At 73.0% G+C, this 19,405-nt stretch carries 20 protein-coding genes and 1 pseudogene; 11 read left to right on the forward strand and 10 right to left on the reverse strand.

Translation table 11 applies throughout. The features are described 5' to 3' along the window. Positions 1–236: 236 nt before the first annotated feature. The 6 genes and pseudogenes from QFZ64_RS34485 to QFZ64_RS34510 all read right to left on the reverse strand — a co-directional run. Positions 237–680 (reverse strand): annotated as a pseudogene (locus QFZ64_RS34485) (NADPH-dependent FMN reductase); the annotation flags it as partial. A 260-nt stretch (positions 681–940) separates the two neighbouring features. Further along, the gene (locus QFZ64_RS34490; RefSeq protein WP_307071420.1) at positions 941–2,830 is read right to left on the reverse strand and encodes a BTAD domain-containing putative transcriptional regulator; all 1,890 of its coding nucleotides are present in this window, start codon (positions 2,828–2,830) and stop codon (positions 941–943) included. 177 nt (positions 2,831–3,007) lie between these two features. Then, entirely contained in the window at positions 3,008–4,303 is a 1,296-nt protein-coding gene (locus tag QFZ64_RS34495; protein WP_307071421.1) for an MFS transporter, read from the reverse strand. Beyond that, positions 4,300–6,198, reverse strand: coding sequence for a PQQ-binding-like beta-propeller repeat protein (locus QFZ64_RS34500; RefSeq protein WP_307071422.1), 1,899 nt, complete (start codon positions 6,196–6,198; stop codon positions 4,300–4,302). The genes QFZ64_RS34495 and QFZ64_RS34500 overlap by 4 nt, the downstream gene beginning before the upstream one ends. A 260-nt stretch (positions 6,199–6,458) precedes the next feature. Further along, positions 6,459–7,073, reverse strand: coding sequence for an NADPH-dependent FMN reductase (locus QFZ64_RS34505; RefSeq protein WP_307071423.1), 615 nt, complete (start codon positions 7,071–7,073; stop codon positions 6,459–6,461). 209 nt (positions 7,074–7,282) lie between these two features. After that, the gene (locus tag QFZ64_RS34510) at positions 7,283–8,158 is read right to left on the reverse strand and encodes a helix-turn-helix transcriptional regulator (protein WP_307071424.1); all 876 of its coding nucleotides are present in this window, start codon (positions 8,156–8,158) and stop codon (positions 7,283–7,285) included. Between the two features lie 101 nt (positions 8,159–8,259). Between QFZ64_RS34510 and QFZ64_RS34515 the strand changes: the two genes are divergently transcribed. Further along, the gene (locus tag QFZ64_RS34515) at positions 8,260–9,024 is read left to right on the forward strand and encodes an SDR family oxidoreductase (RefSeq protein ID WP_307071425.1); all 765 of its coding nucleotides are present in this window, start codon (positions 8,260–8,262) and stop codon (positions 9,022–9,024) included. A gap of 88 nt (positions 9,025–9,112) precedes the next feature. On the opposite strand, the gene QFZ64_RS34520 is transcribed toward QFZ64_RS34515, so the two are convergent. After that, on the reverse strand, positions 9,113–9,877 hold the full coding sequence (locus tag QFZ64_RS34520) for an NAD(P)H-dependent oxidoreductase (RefSeq protein WP_307071426.1): 765 nt from the start codon (positions 9,875–9,877) through the stop codon (positions 9,113–9,115). Positions 9,878–9,921: 44 nt separating this feature from the next. On the opposite strand from QFZ64_RS34520, the gene QFZ64_RS34525 reads away from it, so the two are divergent. The 8 genes from QFZ64_RS34525 (at position 9,922) to QFZ64_RS34560 (ending at position 16,472) form a co-directional block, all read left to right on the forward strand. Next, positions 9,922–10,932, forward strand: coding sequence for a GlxA family transcriptional regulator (locus QFZ64_RS34525; RefSeq protein WP_307071427.1), 1,011 nt, complete (start codon positions 9,922–9,924; stop codon positions 10,930–10,932). Positions 10,933–11,045: 113 nt separating this feature from the next. Next, positions 11,046–11,579 (forward strand): chloramphenicol phosphotransferase CPT, encoded by a 534-nt coding sequence (cpt, locus tag QFZ64_RS34530; protein WP_307071428.1) that lies wholly within the window; start codon positions 11,046–11,048, stop codon positions 11,577–11,579. A gap of 141 nt (positions 11,580–11,720) precedes the next feature. Beyond that, positions 11,721–12,320: a SigE family RNA polymerase sigma factor gene (locus QFZ64_RS34535; protein ID WP_307071429.1), complete on the forward strand. Its 600-nt coding sequence runs from the start codon at positions 11,721–11,723 to the stop codon at positions 12,318–12,320. Continuing rightward, entirely contained in the window at positions 12,313–13,173 is an 861-nt protein-coding gene (locus QFZ64_RS34540) for a hypothetical protein (RefSeq protein WP_307071430.1), read from the forward strand. Before QFZ64_RS34535 ends, QFZ64_RS34540 begins: the two co-directional genes overlap by 8 nt. Positions 13,174–13,244: 71 nt before the next feature. Next, positions 13,245–14,051 carry a hypothetical protein gene (locus QFZ64_RS34545; protein ID WP_307071431.1) on the forward strand — a complete coding sequence of 269 codons (807 nt, stop codon included), beginning with the start codon at positions 13,245–13,247 and terminating at the stop codon, positions 14,049–14,051. 137 nt (positions 14,052–14,188) lie between these two features. After that, the gene (locus QFZ64_RS34550; RefSeq protein WP_307071432.1) at positions 14,189–14,887 is read left to right on the forward strand and encodes a nucleotidyltransferase domain-containing protein; all 699 of its coding nucleotides are present in this window, start codon (positions 14,189–14,191) and stop codon (positions 14,885–14,887) included. Positions 14,888–14,943: 56 nt separating this feature from the next. Next, positions 14,944–15,834: a LysR family transcriptional regulator gene (locus QFZ64_RS34555; protein WP_307071433.1), complete on the forward strand. Its 891-nt coding sequence runs from the start codon at positions 14,944–14,946 to the stop codon at positions 15,832–15,834. Positions 15,835–16,016: 182 nt separating this feature from the next. After that, the gene (locus QFZ64_RS34560; RefSeq protein ID WP_307071434.1) at positions 16,017–16,472 is read left to right on the forward strand and encodes a GNAT family N-acetyltransferase; all 456 of its coding nucleotides are present in this window, start codon (positions 16,017–16,019) and stop codon (positions 16,470–16,472) included. Between the two features lie 105 nt (positions 16,473–16,577). On the opposite strand, the gene QFZ64_RS34565 is transcribed toward QFZ64_RS34560, so the two are convergent. Beyond that, positions 16,578–17,186 carry a TetR/AcrR family transcriptional regulator gene (locus tag QFZ64_RS34565; protein WP_307071435.1) on the reverse strand — a complete coding sequence of 203 codons (609 nt, stop codon included), beginning with the start codon at positions 17,184–17,186 and terminating at the stop codon, positions 16,578–16,580. Between the two features lie 118 nt (positions 17,187–17,304). On the opposite strand from QFZ64_RS34565, the gene QFZ64_RS34570 reads away from it, so the two are divergent. Beyond that, the gene (locus tag QFZ64_RS34570; RefSeq protein WP_307071436.1) at positions 17,305–18,216 is read left to right on the forward strand and encodes an SDR family oxidoreductase; all 912 of its coding nucleotides are present in this window, start codon (positions 17,305–17,307) and stop codon (positions 18,214–18,216) included. 76 nt (positions 18,217–18,292) lie between these two features. Next, positions 18,293–18,658 (forward strand): hypothetical protein, encoded by a 366-nt coding sequence (locus QFZ64_RS34575; protein ID WP_307071437.1) that lies wholly within the window; start codon positions 18,293–18,295, stop codon positions 18,656–18,658. 72 nt (positions 18,659–18,730) lie between these two features. On the opposite strand, the gene QFZ64_RS34580 is transcribed toward QFZ64_RS34575, so the two are convergent. Together QFZ64_RS34580 and QFZ64_RS34585 are read right to left on the reverse strand one after the other, a co-directional pair. Then, positions 18,731–19,108 (reverse strand): fic family toxin-antitoxin system, toxin component, encoded by a 378-nt coding sequence (locus QFZ64_RS34580; protein ID WP_307071438.1) that lies wholly within the window; start codon positions 19,106–19,108, stop codon positions 18,731–18,733. Then, positions 19,108–19,347, reverse strand: a complete 240-nt coding sequence (locus tag QFZ64_RS34585) for a hypothetical protein (RefSeq protein ID WP_307071439.1) — start codon at positions 19,345–19,347, stop codon at positions 19,108–19,110. The genes QFZ64_RS34580 and QFZ64_RS34585 overlap by 1 nt, the downstream gene beginning before the upstream one ends. Between the last annotated feature and the right edge of the window lie 58 nt (positions 19,348–19,405).

Raw genomic sequence — 19,405 nt, forward strand, 5'->3', positions numbered from 1 at the left:
GGTTCAGCCGGTTCAGCCGGTTCAGCCGGTTCGGCAGGCCCGTCCGGTGTGGTGAGGGCCGTCACGGGGGGATCCGGCAGGGGTGCGACGGTCACGTGCTCCTGGCTCAGGCCGGCGGTGTCGGGGCGTCGGCTCGCGTGGGTGATCACCGCGTGTGCGAACGCGGTCAGTTCGGCGAGCACGCCCTGCTGGGTGAAGCGGCCCCCGGTCTGCGGCAGGGCGTCGGCGAAGGGGATCGCCATCCGCGGCCCGTCCATCAGCACCGCGTCGGCCCTTTCCAGGACCGCGCGCAGGACGGGCTGGGCGTCCACGCCGCCGCGGGCTCCGGTGGAGACGCTCAGGACGGCGGTCGGTTTGCCGGCCAGCGCCCCCGCGTGCCAGGGGCGCGACAGCCAGTCCAGCGTGTTCATCAGCAGGCCGGAGATCAGGCCGTTGTACGACGGGGTGCTGATCACCACCGCGTCGGCGGACTCCACCAGCTCCCGGGCCTGCTCCACGGCGTCGGCCGCCCGGCCCTCCGCGTCCGCGTCCTCGTCGTAGAAAGGGAGGTCGTCGGGGACGAGTACGTGCGTGTCGACGGGCTCGGCACTCTCCCTGAGTATCCCTTCGAGGGTGGCGAGGGCCGCCGTGTTGAGTGAACGGAGCCGCCGGCTGCCTGAGATGAGGACAATCCTGGTCATCGTGGTCTCCTCGACGCCGGGGACAACACCGCCTGAGGGGCGGGGCCATGACGTGAAGCGCTGGCGGAGTTCAACGTTCCGGTGCCCGCGTCCCGAAGCGGTCCCGAGCGGTTCCTGAAGCCGTCCCGCCTGCCACCGGCGACGCGAGGGCCGTGACGGCCCCCGCCCACACGGCGGCGCCCCGGCGGCAGGGGGCCACCGGGGCGGGACGGACACGGCACGCACGGCTGCCCGCAGCGGCGGCCGTGCGACCGGACGTACTACGACGCCGGACGTATCGTGATGCGGGTCAGCGTCACGGGGGAGCCGTTCGTCGGCCTCCGGCCGAGCGGGTCGTCGGGCAGACTCCGGCCGAAGGCCTGCACGAGGGGATGGAAACCGTAGCGTCCCAGCCCCTTCTGCTGCAGCAGATGCATGTCCACCAGGTACTCCAGGGTCCGCTCGGCGGTGGCCGGGCCGATGCCGAGCAGGGTCGAGGCGGACTCCACGTCGAAGTCGGAGGCCGGACGCAGACTCAGCAACTGGAAGTGGCCGCGTATCCGCGGCGGGAGGGCCTCGTAGGAGGTCGCGAGCGAGGCCGCGACACTGCGCGAGCCGATGCGCAGTTCGTCGAGGACGTTGTCCGCGTTGCGGAGCCGGTCCACGAAGTAGCGGATGGTCCAGTGCTCCCGCTTCCGGATCCGGGCGCCGGCGATCCGCAGGGCCAGCGGCAAGTACCCGCACAGTCCGGCCAGTTCGGCCGTCGCCTCCGGTTCCGCCTCCGCCCGGGAGCAGCCGATGGAACTGCTCAGCAGCCGGGTGCTCTCCGCCTCGGACAGCGGTCCCAGCGAGATGCTCTCCGCGCCGTCGAGGTCCATGAGCTGCGAGCGGTTGGTGACGAGCACGAAGCTGTCCTGCGACGGCGGCAGCAGGCGGTGCACCAGGTCGGGATCGCCGACGTGGTCGAAGAGCACCAGCAGCTTGAGGGCGGAGGTCCTCGCGCGCCACAGGGTGAGGCGCCCGCGCATGTCCTCGGGTATCTCCGCCTCGGGCAGCCCCAGGGAGCGCAGCAGTATCTCGAGGCCGGAGGACAGGCCGACCTCCTCCTCGTCCCGGCAGTATCCCTTCAGATCGAGGTACATCAGGCCGTCGGGGAATCGTTCCGCCAGGAGGTGGACGACGTGCACGGCCAGCGCCGTCTTGCCGGAGCCGGCCATGCCGTCGATCACCGCGATGCGGGGCGAGCGGTCGGCGGTGCGGGTCGCGGCCTGCACGAGCCTGTCGATCTCGGCCGTACGGCCCGTGAAGTCGTCGGGCACATAGGGGAAGGGGCAGGGCCGTTCGATGCCCTGGGCGGGCGCGGCCGGCCCGGAGGGCACACCCGCGGGCTGGGCCGGTTTGGACACGACCGAGAGTTCGGGACTGTTGCGCAGGATCGCCTGGTACAGGGCGGACAGTTCCGGACTCGGGTCGATGCCGAGTTCCTCGGCGAGGAACGTGCGTGTGTTGGCGTACTCGTTGATGGCCTCGGCCTGCCGGCCCGCCTGGTACAGGGCGAGAAGCAGCCGGTGGCGCAGCGACTCGCGGTAGGGGTGGGCGGCGATGGCGTGACGCAACTCGCCGATGAGCCCTGCGGCCTCACCGGTGGACAGCCGCAGGTCGGCCAGCGACTCCAGGGCGCTCAGCCGGCGTTCCTCCAGCAGGGCGCATGCCGCGTCGATGGTGGCACTGCCCGAGTCCGGCATGGCGGGGCCGCGCCAGAGGGCGAGGGCGGCCTCCAACTGCCGGGCGGTCTCGGCCCGGTCGCCCGCGGCCAGTGACCGCCGGGCGTGGTCCTCGTGGGCGGCGAAGAGGGCGAGGTCGAGCTGACCCTCGTCCAGGAGGATCCGGTAGCCGGACGGTTCGGTGGCGATGAGGGCACCGCCGTTGGGGATGCGCCGGCGCAGTTCGCCGACGGCCTTGCGGATCTGATGGGAGGCCGTCGCCGGGGGCTCGTAGGCCCACGCCGCCTGCACCAGCTGGGAGACCGAGACGACCCGCCCCTGTTCCAGCAGCAGAACCGCCAGTACCCGTTCGTTGAGCGTGCCCCCGAGATGTATCCGACGTTCCTCGTCCCATGCTTCGAGAGGCCCGAGTAACAGGAGGCGAATACCGGGCTGTTGAACTGTCACGTAACGACCTTATCTTTCGTCCGGATCCCCGTGTGTGCGGACGTGAGGTGCCGCATGCGTGCCGGGCAGCGGCGCGAAGTCCTCGCTGTGGGGGGAGGGGGTGCGAGGCGACGCTGTGGTCGGTGTCCCGCGACGGCGGGGGGTCCGCCGTGCGCAGCGGGCGTCTGCCCGGGCGGGTCAGGCCGCGTCCTGCGGGCCGGAGACCGAGCCGGCGTGCTGCGTGCCGGAAGGCGGTGGCAGAGAGTCCCAACCGGTACGGGTATGCAGCAGCAGCCAGCACACCGGGAGGATAGCAATCACGCCGAGCACGAGGAATACACCTCTGACTGGGAGCACACTGCTGCTCGTGCTGATCACCAGGGGTCCCAGTGCCTCGGCGCCGCCGCATACCAGTCGCCACAGTCCCCACAACCGTCCGATGTACTCGGCGGGCATCGTCCGGTACAGCAGCACCTCGGCCGCGACATTGAGGACGCTGTACGCGCCGAAGAGCCCGACCATCGCGAGCGTGACCGCCACCGCCGCCCCGGCCGTCATCAGCACCAGACTTCCCGCCGCGGTCAGCAGTGTGCCCAGCGCGATGGGCCCCATGCGCAGCCGGGAGCCCTCGCCGGCGATCCGGGTGGCCCACAGCGCGCCCCCCGCGGCACACAGGTTGACCACCGTCAGGACGATCTCCACCCGGCCGCCGGACAACCGGAGTTCGTCGCGCAGGTAGAACACCGACAGCGCCTGGCTCCCGGTACCGCCGAGCATCTCGACGAACGCCACCAGCACCATCGTGGTGAACACCGCCCGGCTGCTCCGCAGCACCCGCCAGCCCGCGAGTATCGACCGGGCGAACCCGTCGTGCGGCTGGTGGTCCTCCGTCTTGCGGGGCGGCCGCACCCCCGCCAGCCACACCCCCACGGGCACCAGGAAGCTGCCCAGGTTCACCCAGAGCAGGCCGACGTAACCGAGCGGCCCCAGCAGGGCGCCGGCCAGCAGCGGACCGAGCACCGTGGTGATCCGGAACGACGCCGACTGCAGACCGCGCGCCTGCCCCGGCTGGTCGGGGAAGAGCGCCGGAAGGCTGGCGAACCAGCCGCTGCGGTACGTCGCGCCGCCGAACTGGACGCTCAGCTCGCACAGCACCAGCAGCCAGGCACCGGGACGGATGTCGCTGTCGAGCACCAGGATCAGCACCAGCACGGCGAGGAACTGGACCGCGAGACCCGACAGGACGAGTGCCCGCGTCCCGTACCGGTCGGCGACATGCCCGAGCAGGGGACCGCTGAGCAGCAGGGAGACGGGGGTCACCGCGCTGAGCAGCGCCATGACGTGCAGGGACCCGGTCAGGTCGTACGACAGCAGGGGCAGGGTGACGGCGTAGATGCCGTCACCGATGTTGTTCGCGAACACGCCCGCGCTGAAGGAGACGAACCGCGGCCGCCGCCACAGTGAGGCCGCGGCCGCGGGCTTCTCGAGCGTCACGCACGGTCCAGGCGGCCGGGGTCCACGGGCCTCAGGTACTGGTCGCGCACCCGCTCCGGCCCTTCCTTCGTCAGACGGTACGTCCGCAGCCAGCCACCGCGCCCGCCGACCAGCAGGTACGGCGTGCCGTCGGCGCTGCGCACGGCGTGCGCGACCTTGGCGAAGTCGGGCAGCGGCTCGAGCAGTCCCAGCATCTCGGGTTCGGCCGTACCGGGCGGAAGGGGGTCGGAGAACACCCCCAACTGCTGGCCGTAGGTGGTGACGTAGAGCCGGCCGTCCACCAGGGCGGCGTCCTCGGCGGTGTTCTCCAGCAGCTCCGAGTAGACCCGCAGCACGGTCCCCGTGGCCGGGTCGATCTCGTGCACGCCGTCACCGCCCAGAACGAAGACGCGGTCGCCGTCGAAGCGGAAGCGTTTGCAGTACGCCTCCTCGCCGAGCAACGAGACCCAGCGGTCGGTGTGCGTGTCGCGGTCGACGCGGCGCAACACCCCGTTGCGGCCGCCGAGCAGGAGGTCACCGTCCGGGGTGTACGTCCCCGCCCAGATGGGGGCGTTGTCGACCTCGTAGGTGTCCACCGTCTCGCCCGTCTCGACGTCGAGTTCGTAGGCGCCGATGTTGCAGGTGACCAGCGCCCGCGCACCGTCCGGGTCGACGGAGACGGTCGACAGCCTGCCGCCCGGCGCCGCCTTCCACACCAACGCGCCGTCCGGTCCGGCCCGGAAGGCCAGGTTCTCCCGGGTGACCCCGAGCCAGCCGCCGTCCTCGAGCGGCACCACACGGCGGGTGAGGCCGAGGCGGTGGTCGTGCTGCGCGGCTATGCGCACGCCGATCTCGCCGGGCGCGCCCGTCCGTTCGACGAACAGCTCGGCCACGCCCTCGTCCACCGCGGCCAGCAGCCGGTCGGGCCGGCCGGGGTCGGCCTGGAGGTCCCAGAAGGACTGGTGGCGGAAGGAGTTGCGCGCCACCCGGGTGCCGTCGGGGGTGAGCGCCGTGATGACGCCGTCCTGGGTCAGGACGAACAGGCGGTCGGACCGGTCCGAGATCGTGAAGTCGTTGATGTTGTGGGGGAACGAGGCCACCATGCGGTCCAGCCTCAGGTCCGGCCCGCTGTTGTCGAAGGCGTACAGTTCGCCGTCGAACCCGCCCGTGTACACCCAGCGGTGGTCCGGGGAGAACGTCATGACCTCGACGTCGTCCGTCGCGAAGGCCACGCTCTCCAGGACCCGGCCGTCGTCCGTGAGCGTGACGATGCCGTTCGCCTTGTTCCCCGTCTCGCCCGCGCCCTGGTCCTGCGTGACCCAGAAGCGCTCGTGACGGTGGTCCCAGACGACGCGGTGCAGATTGGAGTGGTCGTCCACCTGGACCCGCACGGGGAACTCCTGCTTCTCGACGTCGCCGAGGAAGAGCTGCCCCTTCTTGTCCGTGACCGCGTGCAGACGGGGGTGGCCGAAGTCGAACCACTCCAGGTAGTCGGAGCTCATCGACGGAACGATCCGCTCCACCCGGAAGGTGGGCAGGTCGATGACCACCAGCTGCAGGTAGCCGTTGTTCACGTAGACCTTGTCGTTCAGAATGCCGAGCCCGCGGTTGACGACGGGCGAGGGCACCTCTCCCGGCATCAGCGAGTCGTCGCACAGCCGGGTCGCGTCGATGTGGTCCAGCAGGTCCAGCGAGGGCAGCGACCAGCGGCCGATCCCGCCGTACTTGTCCTTCGTGACCACGTGGTCGCCGGAGACCGCCACGGCGTAGATCGGCTGACCGTCGGGCACCACCAGGGAGGACCGCAGGAGGTTGAGGTCCTCGTCGAGAAGGTGGATCCGGCCCGCGACGTCCGTGGCCAGGAGCGTGCCGTCTCCGATGTGTAGTATGCGGACCGTCCGGCTGGGCATTTCCATGGGTGTAAATCCTCCAGGCCTGCGTGCGGCGTAGCTTTGTGATGGGGGGTGCCCGGGAGTTCCGGCCGGCCGGCGCCGACAGCGCTCGGGGGTGTTCTTCCGGCTGAACACCCCCGAGCGACCGTTGTGACTAGCGGGCGGCCCTGGCGTAGCGGCGAATGGGCTTGGTCATGTCAGTCACCTCCCTCCTCGAATAGCTCCTGCCGACTCAACGGGCGGATCACTCGCACCCGTTGAGTGGTTCGGGGGGCCGGCCGGGCTCAGCGCGCCGGGGTGGCGGGGCCGCGGGTCCGGCTGTCGGGGGTCGTTTCGGGTCGCTCCACCGGTACGGGGCGGGCGGCGGACAGCAGCGCGTCGGCGACAGCCCGCAGCGGGGCCAGCAGCGCGGGGTCCGCCAGCTCTCTTCCGCGGCGCGGCAGTTGGTCGGCACGGGCGACCGCCAGCACCGGATGGTCCAGCACATCGGCTCCGGCGCCGTCGAGCACGTCCCGCAGGATCTCCTGCGCCTCCGCGGCGCCGTGGAACCCTGTGGAGGCACTCATGACGGCCACCGGCTTGCCGGCGAGCACACATCCCGCCTCCGGCCGGGACAGCCAGTCGAGGGCGTTCTTCAGCACGCCCGGCGGAGCGCCGTTGTACGACGGCGTACTGATCAGCAGACCGTCCGCCGCGCCGACGAGACCGCGCGCCGCCGCGACCGGCGACGGGCCGCCGTCGACGTCGAGGTCGTGATCGAAGTGAGGGAGGGACCGAGGGTCGAGCACGGACGTACGGACCCCGTCGTGCTCATCCAGGACGCGCTGCGCCGTGGCCAGCAACGCACTGTTCAACGAGTGGCGCCTGAGGCTGCCGGAGACGAGAACGATGCGGGTCATACCGGATCCTCCCCTCGTGTCGGCTGGTGCGAGAGTCGACCGTCACGCCGGGAACGGGACTCCGGGGCATTTGCCCCGGCGGGAACCATCCCTGCGCATTCTCGATAGTGGAGGCTCCGCTTCCCTTCTCGTTCCCGATCCGTTCCTCTGCCCGGCGCCAGGGTGTCGCCGTCGTCAGGCGCAGCCCGGACGCGGGCCGGCCGCCGTCGTCAGGCGGTGCCCGGGCGCGGCCCGGCAGCGCCCTCCGCTCCGGCGAAACGGTTCAGGCCGAGCACACCGAGCAGTTGCAGCTTCTCGTGGCTCTCGGTGTGCGGCGGGGCGGTCAGCACCAGGAGTGTCTGCGACTGGTCCTCGGTGAACAGTGCCTGGCAGTGCAGTTCGAGGGCGCCGAGCTCGGGGTGCAGCAGCGTCTTGTGGTCCTCGAAGCGCCGGGCGACCTCGTGCCGCTCCCACAGCTCGGCGAACTCCGCGCTCGTCCGTTGCAGGAGCCGCACGAGGTCGCCCGCCCGGGACCGCGGCCCCCGCAGCCCGTACGACACGCGCAGGCCCGCGACCCGGGAACGGCTCTGCCGCTCCCGGTCGGCCTCGGGGTAGATCAGTCGCTCCGCGGGATCGGTGAACCAGCGGTGGATCGCGCTGCGCGCCGCACCCGTGTGGCCGGAGGCGTCACCGAACAGGGCGGTGGCCATCCTGTTCTGGAGAAGCGTCTCCTCCAGGTCGGACAGGACGAGCGCCGGGGTGTCCTCCAGCCGGTCCATGACCCGCTGCAGTGCGGGCGCCACGTGCGTCGAGGCCGACAGGAACGCGGGGGCGTTGTGCCCCGCGATCCGGTACAGGTAGTCGCGCTCGCCGTTCGTCAGGCGCAGGGCTCTGGCGAGCGAGGCCAGCGTCTGCTCGCTGGGCTGCGGACCGCGCCGCTGCTCCAGCCTGGTGTAGTAGTCCGTCGAGATCACGGCGAGCGAGGCGACCTCCTCGCGCCGCAGACCCCGGGTGCGGCGCCGTACGCCCGCGGGGAGCGCGACGTCCTCCGGCTGGAGCGCCTCCCGGCGGCGACGGAGGAAATCGGCGAGTGCTGCACGGTCCATGCCCCGATTGTCACGCGCGCCCGGCCAGGTCTGCCAGGGACCGCCGATCCCCCGACAAGGGGTCTCTGCACCCGCGCCGACGGACGGACGACAGTCGGAGCATGAACATCTCCGGAAACACCGTCTTCATCCCCGGCTCCACCAGCGGCATCGGTCTCGCCCTCGCCCTCGAACTGCGGGCCAGGGGCAACACCGTCGTCGTCGGCGGCCGCCGCGCCGACCTGCTCGAGCGGATCGCCGCGGAGCATCCCGGCATCGACACCGTGCGGATCGACACCACGGACCCCGCGAGCATCGCCTCCGCGGCGAAGACGGTGCTCGCGAACCATCCCGACCTCAACGTCCTCGTCACCATGGCCGGGATCATGCACGTGGAGGACTGGCGCGCCCCCGAGACGTTCCTCGCCACCGCGGAAGCCACGGTGACGACGAACGTGCTCGGCCCGATCCGCCTGATCGCCGCGTTCGTCGAGCACCTGAAGGCCCGCCCGGACGCCACGATCATGACCGTCTCCTCGGGACTGGCGTTCGCGCCGCTCCGGGTCACGCCGAGCTACAACGCCTCCAAGGCGGCGATCCACATGCTCAGCGAGTCCCTGCGGCTGCAGCTCGCCGGCACCTCGGTGAAGGTCGTCGAACTGGTACCGCCGTCCGTCCGCACCGCACTCCTGCCGGGGCAGGAGACCAACGAACACGCCATGCCGCTGGACGCGTACGTGAGCGAGACCGTCGCACTGCTCGAGGCGCGGTCCGAGGCTGGGGAGATCCTGGTCGAGCAGGTGAAGTTCCTGCGCCACGGCGAGTCCCGCGGCGACTACGCCGAGGTCGTCCGGGCGATCAACGCGGCCGACCCGCACGGGAAGTGACCCGGCGCTCACCCGCGCCGGCCCGGGCCCCCACGGGTACGGGCCGGCTCCCGCATCGGCCCGCGCGCATCTTTGGGAGCGCCCGGCCTCAGGCGCGGTGCACGCCGAGGCCGGTGCGACCCGGCACGACGTCCGGCCGCAGGACGCGGTCGGCGTCGTAGTCCCCGCCGTACTGCGGGCGGAACGGGATCGGCTCGGTCGTCCACAGGGTGAGCAGACGCTCGCGCAACTCCTTGGCCGCGCTCTCCGCGTCCTCGGGCGTGTACCGGTCGGCACCCGGGACCAGCAACGGCGGGAGCACCTTCGCGCCCGAGTGGAACAGCGTGCCGTGCTGCAGGGGGAACAGCAGTTCGTCGAGGTCACCGTGGATGCCCCGCGCGCCGTAGAAGCGGGCGGGGCCTCCCGCGTTGACGACGACCAGTGCGGGCCTGCCGGAGAGGAACCCCTCCCCGTAGCCGAGCGGCCGCCCGTCCGGCCCGCTCAGACCGTACGCGTAGCCCTGCACGAAGACCCGGTCGAACCAGCCCTTGAGGATCGCGGGCATCTGGAACCACCACATCGGGAACTGGACGACGAGCGCGTCCGCCCGGTCGAGCTTGTCCTGCTCGGCCCGGATGTCGGCGCTCAGCGCGCCGGCGGCGTGGGCCTTCTTCGCGGCGGCCGCGACATGGAGCCGCTCGGCGGGGTCGTGGGCGTAGTCCGCGGCGTCGACGACGGGGTTCCAGCCCATCGCGTAGAGGTCCGAGACCTCGACGTCGTGACCCGCGGCGAGGAGCGTGCGCCGGCCCTCCGCGGCGAGGTGTGCGGTCAGCGAACGGGAATCGGGATGGGCCATGACCCAGAGAATGTTCATGGCTCCGATCATCGGGCGGCACCCATGCCGCCACGACTGGCCCGATGGACAACATGTGCGAAGATCGGGCCATGACCGTCTTCGCGGCCGACGGCCGCCACCGGGTGGCCGTCCTGGTCCGCGACCGGATGCTGCCGTTCGAACTGGGCCTGGTCCACCGGCTGTTCGGCCAGGCCCGCACGGACACCGGCACCCCGCTCTACGAGGTCCTCACCTGCGCACTCGTGCCCGGCGAGATTCGCACGGACACCGATTTCGCCGTCACCGTGACCCGCGGTCCCGAGGCGCTGGCCGAGGCGGACACCGTCTTCGTGCCCGGAGCGGAGAGCGACCGTGCCGCCGACGCCGGCCCGCTCGACCCCGCGCTGACCGCCGCGCTCGCCCGGGTCCGGCCCGGCGCGCGGATCGCCTCGATCTGCACCGGCTCGTTCGTACTGGCCCGGGCCGGCCTCCTCGCCGGACGGCGGGCGACCACCCACTGGCGCTCCTCCACGCTGTTCCGGGAGAGCTTTCCGGACGTCGCCTTCGACCCCGGCGTCCTCTACACCGACGACGACGGCGTCCTGACGTCCGCCGGCGCCGCCGCGGGCATCGACCTGTGCCTGCACATGATCCGCGCCGACCACGGCGCCGTCGTCGCGGGCGACGTGGCCCGCGCCACCGTCGTCCCGCCGCACCGCGACGGCGGCCAGGCCCAGTACATCAACCGGCCGCTGCCCGAACCGGCGATCTCCTCCACCGGCCGGGCCCGCGCCTGGGCCCTCGCCAACCTGCACCGGCCCCTCACCCTCCGGGAGTTGGCGGACCGGGAGGCCACCAGCGTCCGCACGTTCACCCGGCGCTTCCGTGAGGAGATCGGCACCTCCCCGGGGCGCTGGCTGGTCCGGCAGCGCGTCGAGCGCGCCTGCACCCTGCTGGAGCGCACCGACCTCCCCGTCGACGAGGTCGCCGCCGACGCCGGCTTCGGCACCGCCGACTCCCTGCGCCTGCACCTGCGGGCCGAACTGGGGGTCTCCCCGACCGCCTACCGCGCCACGTTCCGGGGCCGCGACTGACCACCGCGCACCCCGATCCGGACGCGGCGGACGGCGGTGGCCGCACCGCTCCGCCGTCGCGTGCCGCACCGGTCCGTCGTGTGCGGGCAGCCCGCGGCCTCTACAGTGGCGGCGTGCCGGCTCAGGTGATCGTCCTCAATGGTGGCTCCAGCTCGGGGAAGTCCGGGATCGCGCGGTGCCTGCAGACGGTGCTGCCCGGTCCGTGGCTCGCCCTCGGGACGGACACACTGGTCGAGGCGCTGCCGCCGGCCCTGCGGACCGCGGGGGACGGGATCGGGTTCGCCGACGACGGTGAGGTGAGCGTCGGCCCCGCGTTCCGCGCCGTGGAAGCGGCATGGATCGAGGGAGTCGCCGCGATGGCCCGCGCGGGCGCCCGGATCGTCGTCGACGAGGTCTTCCTCGGCGGCGCCCACTCGCAGCGCCGGTGGCAGCGGGCCCTGGGCGGACTGCCGGTGCTGTGGGTCGGCGTCAGGTGCGAGGCGGCGGTGGCCGCGGGGCGCGAGATCGCCCGGGGCGACCGTACCGCCGGAATGGCGGCGGCCCAGGCGGACCTGGTCCACCGGGGCGTGACCTACGACCTCGAGGTGGACACCACACGCACGGAGGCGATGGAGTGCGCGCGGACCATCGCCGCACGGGTCGGGTGAGAGCGGGGTGAGGGCCGGGTGACCGACGGCACCGCCCGCCCGCCGCGAACTTCCCCGGCGCACGGGGCAACCCCGCGCGGCCCCCACCCCGTTCACCTGGTGTGAGCGACATACGGACGGCACGGGCACGATGGCGGGGGCATGACCGGCGCGATGGGCAACAGCGGCAGCGCGCGGGACTTCGAGACGTTCGTCACAGCCCGCGGACCCCGCCTGCTGCGCATGGCGTGGCTGCTGACCGGGGACCCGCACCAGGCGGAGGACCTGCTGCAGACGGCGCTGGCGAAGGTGTGGCCCAAGTGGCCCCGGATCGCCGACCAGCACCCGGAGGCGTATGTGCGCAAGACGCTCGTCACCACGCACGCCTCGTGGTGGCAGCGCCGCTGGCGGGGCGAGGTGCCCCACGGCGAACTGCCCGACCGGCCCTCGACCGGCGGGGATCCCTTCGCCGCCGTGGACCTGGAACAGTCACTGGCCGCCGCGGTCAGAAGTCTGCCCCGGCGGCAGCGTGCCGTGCTGGTGCTGCGCTACCTGGAGGACCTCTCGGTCGAGGAGACCGCGCAGATCATGGGCTGCGGGCCCGGCACCGTCAAGAGCCAGAGCGTCAAGGCGCTCCGTACCCTGCGCACCGCCCTCGGCGACCGGCACCCGGACGTTCTCGGGCCCGGCGCCGGGGACGCACCGTCGGCCGGGAGCGCACCGTCGGCCTTCACCGCGGGCGGAGGGCGGGCGCGTGCCTGACCACGACCTGACGGACACCGGCGAGGACGCCGAACTGCGGGTGCTGCTGCGGCGGTCGGTCCCGCACCTGGAAGCGCCGGCCGACCGCATGCGACAGGTGCGGCGCCGCGTCCGGCGCCGTCGCCGGACGCGGGCCGCGACGGCGGGCGCGCTGGCCGCGGCGGGCCTCGCGCTCTGGCTGGGCACCGGTTCGCCAGGGACACCGCCGGACACCGCGCTGCCGGCGGCCTCCCCGCCGACGGGAGCGGGCGCCCACGACCGGCGGTTCACCACGGACTCGGGCTTCACCCTGACGCTGCCGCCCGGGTGGCAGGCGCTCGCCGTGCCCCGCGGTGACGGCGGCGCCGTGGTCTACGCCGCCGTCCAGCCACTCGACGCCGACCGGGTCCCCGGAACCTGCGGCCGGGACACCACCGGCACCGTGGACACGTTCACCTGCGCGCCGCTGTCCGAACTGGTGCGGGGCGGCGCCCTCGTCGCCTTCGAAACCCCCGACGCCAGAACCTCCCACGCCGAGGAACCCACCGCACCGCCCGGCACCCCGCTCACCCCGGCGCCCGCACCCGGCGACGCCTGCCGGAGCCTGGGCGGAAAACTGCAGTACGCCGCCCTGGTCCTGCCGGCACCGAAGCCGGCCCGGTCCGCACTCCGGGTGAGCATCTGCCTGGGCGAGCCCCCGGCCCGCCCGGCGGACGAGGACGCCCACGGCCCGACCTCGTCACCGACTGTCGCCCCCCGCCGGAACACCGTGCGCGCCTTCGACATCGAGACCGTCCCGAACGGCCCCGCCGAAGCCTGGGGCGACGTCCTCGACCAGGCCGAGGCACTCATCGGTTCGGCCCGTCACGGCTGACGCCGCGAACCGCGGTCGCCACCCGACTGCACCACCCCGCACATCCGTCGCCCTCGAAGGGTTCCCCCGCCATGCCCCTGCGCCGCCCCGCCCACCTCCCGCACCTTCTGTCCCTCCCGCCCCGGCCGATCCGCTACGGCGCCGCGGTCACCGTCGGCGCCGTACTCCTCCTGTGCGGCTGCGCCGTTCCCTCGGACACCACCGCAGGCAAGGCCCGGCCCGCCGGCCGCATCACGCCCACGACCGCCGCCGGCCGACCCGGCGTCGCCGTAAGGAGCGTCCGCGGGGAACGCCTCCTGCCGGGCGTGGGACCCGAGATGCTCGCCCGGGTCCCCGACTCCACGAGCCAGGTCCTCCTCGTCACCGGCACGGACCGCGACGGCAGTACCGCCACCGCCCGCCTCTACCGGCGCACCCCCGACGGCTGGGAGCCCACGACCGGATCCTGGCCGGCCCACAACGCGCTCAAGGGCTGGACCCACGACCACCGGATCGGCGACCTGCGGTCCCCCGTGGGCGCGTTCACCCTCACGGACGCGGGCGGCCTGCTGCCCGACCCCGGCACCCGGCTGCCCTACGACCGCTCCACCGGGTTCCGGATCGCCGGCACGGGCTCACGGGGCGAACCGCTGGCCGGCTCCTTCGACTACGTCGTCGCGATCGACTACAACCGGCAGCCCGGCACGACCCCGCTGGACTGGACCCGCCCGGAGGGCGCCGCGAAGGGCGGCGGCATCTGGGTCCACGTCGACCACCACGGCCCCACTCAGGCATGCGTCAGCATCGCCAGGGACCACATGAAGGAACTGCTGCGCGCCCTGGACCCGTCCCGCAAGCCGATGATCGTCATGGGCGACGCCGCCTCCCTGGCCCGCTGACCCGGCCCGGCCCGGCCCGGCCCGATCAGGGGCGGACGACCGGCGGCAGATGTCGGTGCCCGCCGGGCTCACCGGGGCGGCGGTGTGGGTTTCGGCCCCCGCCCACCGGGGACGGCGCCGGAACGTAGGCTGCGCGGATGGACGAACCCCTGCCCACCGCCCGCGCACTGGTGCGGGACCGGTTCCCCACCGCGCGGACGGCCTTCCTCGCCGGCAGCGTGCTCACCCACCGCCGCACGCCCACCTCCGACCTGGACATCGTGGTCCTCATGGACGGGCCGCCCGCCCCCGGCCGGGAGAACCTGGTGCACCGGGGCTGGCCCACCGAGCTGTTCCTGCAGACGGAGGCCGTCTGGCGGGACTTCGCCGACAAGGAGACCGCCAAGCGCAGTTCGCCGCTGCTCGCGATGTGCGCCGAGGGCACGCTGCTGTTCGACGAGGACGGACTGGGCGCCTCGCTCCAGGCAGAGGCCCGCAGCCGCTGGGCCGCGGGTCCGCCCCCGCTCTCGGACGGTGAGCGCGACCACCTGCGCTACATCGTGACCGATCTGCTCGACGACCTGCGCGGCTGCGCGGACCCCGCTGAGCGGCTGTACCTCGTCTCGCACCTGCTGCAGCGTGCCTCCGAGCTGGTCCTCCTGGCCGGCGGGCACTGGCTCGGCGGCGGCAAGTGGCTGTCGCGACGACTGGCCGCCGCCGAGCCCGACCTCCACCACGCGCTGTACGAGGCCGCCAGGGAGGCGACCGACGGGGACATCAAGGGCTTCGAGGCCGCCGTGACCCGGGCACTGGACGCCGCCGGCGGACCGTTGTGGGACGGATACAGCATCGGGTGAGACGGTGTTGCGCGTTCGTCGCTCGCGAGCCGAACGTATCGCCTACCGTCACGTTCGTGCCCGATCTCGAACTGCGACACCTCAGGTATCTCATCGCCGTGGCGGAGGCCGGCAGTATCACGCGGGCGGCACGCCGGCTGACGATGACCCAGCCGGCGCTGTCGCGGGCGGTCAAGGCGCTGGAGCGCACGGTCGGCGTCCCCCTTTTCGTGCGCCGCTCCCATGCCACCGAACTCACGCCCGCGGGGGCCGCGTTGCTCACCGAGGCGTACGCGCTGGTGGACCGTTCCAGGGCGGCTCTCGACCGCGTGCGCGGCACGGGGTCCCCGGCGCGGACCCTGACCGTGACCGCCCCGTCGTGCGACGTCGTGGCCGTGAGGGAGGCGACCCGGTCGTTCGAGGCGGCCCGTCCGGGCATGCGGGTCGACGTCGTTCCCCGCGAATGGCTCTGTGAGACCGACGAGTTGCGGACCGGTGCGGCGGACGTGTCGTTCCTGCGGGACCGCCACGACCTGGACGGACTGGTCGTCGCCCGGCTCGCCCACGAGCCCCGCATGGTGCTGCTGCCCGCCGACCACCCCCTGACGGTCCGCGAGAGGCTGACACTCTTTGACCTGCGGGACGAGCCGGTCACCCACTGGGCGGGCATGACATCGCGGGAGGCGGCCCACTGGACCGGCGCGGACGTCGACCGGCGCCCACGGCGGCACGGCCCCCTGGTACGGAACGCGACCGGTGTGCTCGCCGCCGTCGTGCTCGGCCGGGCCGTGGCCTTCGTCCACGGTTCGACGTTGCCGGACACCGTGCTCCCGGGGCTCGGTGTCCGGCCGGTCGACGGTCTCTCCGGGAGCAGTCTGGAGATCGCGATGCCGGCGCACGGTGCCCACCCGATGGCCGAGGAGTTCGTGGAACACGCACGCAACCACTGGGCCCGTCCGGGTGGTTGACCCCCGATGGCGGCGGAACGAGCCCGTGCAGCGCGGGCCGGGCATGCCGGCTCGGCATGCGCGGTGCTGCCGCATCGGCATTACCGAAGTGATCGTCGTCGCTGGTTGGATCACCGCAGGACAACCGCCGCGTCGGCCGGACCGGCCGGCTCCGACCGCCCGTACGAATCGACTGGAGTGCCGTGACTTTCACCCTCTCGCCGGAGCCCTGGGACAGCGCCGACGGCGCCCGCCTCCGTGCCGCCATGGAGAAGGAACTCGCCGCCCGCTACGGCATCCCGGACCAGGAGACCGACAGACCGACGGCGGAGACCGTCGACGTGTTCCTGATCGCCCGGGACGCGGCCGGCGAGGCGACCGGCTGCGGGGCCCTGCGCCTGCTGCCCGACGGCACCGGGGAGGTCAAGCGCATGTACGTGTCCCCGGACGCCCGCGGCACGGGCGTGGCCACGGCCCTCCTGCGGGCACTGGAGGACCACGCACGACAACGGGGGGCCGACACCGTCCAGCTGTCGACCGGCGTCGAACAGCCCGACGCGATCCGCTTCTACGACCGCGAGGGCTACCGGCGCACCGACGGCTACGGCCCCTACAGAGGCCATCCCATGGCCGTCTGCTTCGCCCGCCGACTGGCCTGACGCCGGTCGTCGGAGCCGGCTGGGAGGAGTTGGGCACCACGGTCGGCTCCCTGCCCCACCCGTCACCCTCGGCGAACCCGGGAAGCGGGTGCTCGTCGGCGGGCCTTACCGCTCTGTCTCGGCCCGGGTCTGTGCCCGCGCCGGTGCGGGCCGGGGCGCCCCGGAGAGTTCGCGCAGGTCGTCGAAGGCGCGCAGGAGATGCGTCTGCAGGTCCTGAGAGGGGTCGTCGATCCAGGCCTGGGCCGCGTGGTGGAAGGTGCCCCAGCCGGTCTGCGCGGCGAGGCCGGCCAGCCGGGCGGGGACGCCGCGCCGCCGCAGTGCCTCCGTCAGCGCTTCGACCAGCAAGGCGGCCTTCGCCGTGTCGCGTTCGCGGAGTGCCGGGGTCACCGCGATGATCGCCAGCCGTGGTTCGGTGAACGGACGGTTCTCCTCGAGAATGCGTCCGGCCATCCGGAAGGCGCGCAGCAGCACGTCGAGCGGCCGCAGGCCCTCGGGCGCCTCCGCCACGGCGCGCACCAACGCGTCCCGCAGGTCGGCCTCGCTGTCGAAAAGGACCTCGCGCTTGTCCGGGAAATGCCGGAAGAAGGTCCGCTCGTTCACGCCGGCGCGCGCGGCGATCTCGGCTGTCGTGGTCCGGTCGTATCCGCGTTCCCGGTACAGCTCCAGGGCCGCCTGCTGAAGGCGGCGACGCGCTTCTGCTCCGCTGCGTGGCACCCGGTCACCATACCGGTGTGTCAGTGACTGGCGCTACTTGACGCCAGTGACTGGCGCTACGTAACGTCAGTGACTGGCACTAAGAGGTGCCAGTCACTGACGTGTCCAGGAGATGTCCATGCATGTGTTCGTCACCGGTGGTTCCGGCCAGACCGGTCCCGCCGTCGTCAGCGAGCTCCTCGCCGGCGGCCACACCGTCACCGCCCTGGCGCGCTCGGACACCGCCGCCGCCCGGCTGCGCGCGCTCGGAGCCACACCGCACCGCGGATCCCTGGACGACCTCGACAGCCTGCGCGGCGGCGCCGAGGCGGCCGACGGCGTCCTGCACATGGCCTACGGCGGCGACTTCTCCGACCTCGACGACATGGCGAGGCGCGACCGGACCGCGATCGAGACGCTCGGCGGTCCCCTGGAGGGGTCGGGCAGGCCGCTCGTCGTCACCTCCGGCACGCTCGTCCTGCCCGAGGGCCGGGTGGGCGGCGAGCGGGACGCGCCGGACGAAGCCGGTCTCGCCGCCTTCCGTGTGGCGGGCGAACGCGCCTGTCTGGACCTCGCCGCCCGGGGCGTGCGCGCCGTCGTGGTCCGCCTCGCCACCACCGTCCACGGACCCGGGGACCACGGCTTCGTCCCCATGCTCGTCGCCACCGCGCGGCGTACCGGGGTGTCGGCCTACGTGGGGGACGGCGCCAACCGGTGGCCCGCGGTGCACCGCGGGGACGCGGCTGTTCTGTTCCGACTGGCCCTGGAGAAGGCACCCGCGGGCAGTGTGCTGCACGGAGTGGACGAGAGCGGTGTCACCCTGCGCAGCGTCGCGGAGGCGATCGGCCGGGGCCTCGGCCTGCCCGCCGCGTCGGTCACCCCCGACGAGGCCGTGACCCACTTCGGTAACCCGTTCATGGCCCGTGTCTACGCCTTCGACGGCCCCGCCTCCAGCGCCCGCACCCGGGAGCTGCTCGGCTGGTCACCCCGCCGGCCCACCCTGATCGAGGACCTCACGCACGGCGACTACTTCACGGCGCCGCAGGCCTGAGGCCGGCCGGGTCGCGCGCCGGCGTCCGGGCCGACCGTGTGCGGGAAGGTGATCCGCGCGGGGTAACGTGCGCTCCATGAGCGTGCCCCTCGCAGTCAACTATCCGGCGCCGATACCGGTCGGCCACCTCGTCGAAGTGACCGAGTACCAGGACGTCAGACCCGAGAAGGAACGCCACGGATTCGACATGGCCGAGGCCTTCCGGCACCCGGTGCTCCTCGACGTCGACACCGGCATCCGGTACATGAACCACGTCCATGTGAGCGTCGGGCCGAACGGGGGCAATTCCTTCCAGCCGAAGGGGTATCCGCTCATCCCGCGCCAGAACCTCCCGGTGAGCAGGGTGTGGCGGGGCAGGGTCCTCGCCTGCGCCCTGGTCAGCGTGGAGGGCCTGTCGACCCAGCACACCACCCTCGACCTGGACCCCCTGCCGCCCGCCTGATCTCCTTCCTCCCACCGACGCCGGAGCCGGAGCCGACGCCGACGCCGGGATCGGGAAGGACCGGCCGCGCCTTCAGCTCGCCCGGGGCCAGCCGCGCAGCAGCGTGGCGATCCGGGCGGCGCTGCAGGCGGGATCGCGCAACAGGTCACGCAGGGCGAGCGCGTCCTCGCGCGCGGGTTTGACCGGGATGCCGGAAGCCTCCAGGTACATCACCCCCGTCGCGGCGGCCACGGCCAGATTCGAACGCTCCAGCCAGCGGCAGCGCCCGAGAACGTGCACCAGCGCGGCGGCACGGGCGTAGGGACCGTCGTAGACGGGGGTGTCCAGCAGCTCCGCCCGGTGACAGGCGACCGCGGCCACGGGGACCCCGTAGTCCTCCGGGGAGGGGTCGGCCGCGCCGGCGACCTCCGCGACCTGCAGGATCCAGGGAACGTCGATGTGCAGTTCCATTACGCGGCGTGCGCCCCCCGGGCGCGACGGTCGCCGTCCTCGGCCTCGTCGAACACCGCCTGGTGCTCGTCGAGGAAGCGACGCGCCGCCTCCAGGCCGCGCTGCCGCATCCCGTCGGCGTCCTCCCGCACGAGAGCGGCGATGTAGTCGCCGACACTCATGCCGCGGTCCTTGGCCCGGGCCGTGGCCAGCTCCGCGATCTCGTCGTCGACCCGCCAGCCCTTCTGTGTCTTCGCCATTCCCCGATGGTAACAGCTGGTACCAGCCGGGGAAGGGCCGTTGTCAGTGGGGGCGGGC

It is taken from the genome of Streptomyces sp. B3I8 (assembly GCF_030816915.1).
Taxonomy (GTDB): Bacteria; Actinomycetota; Actinomycetes; order Streptomycetales; family Streptomycetaceae; genus Streptomyces.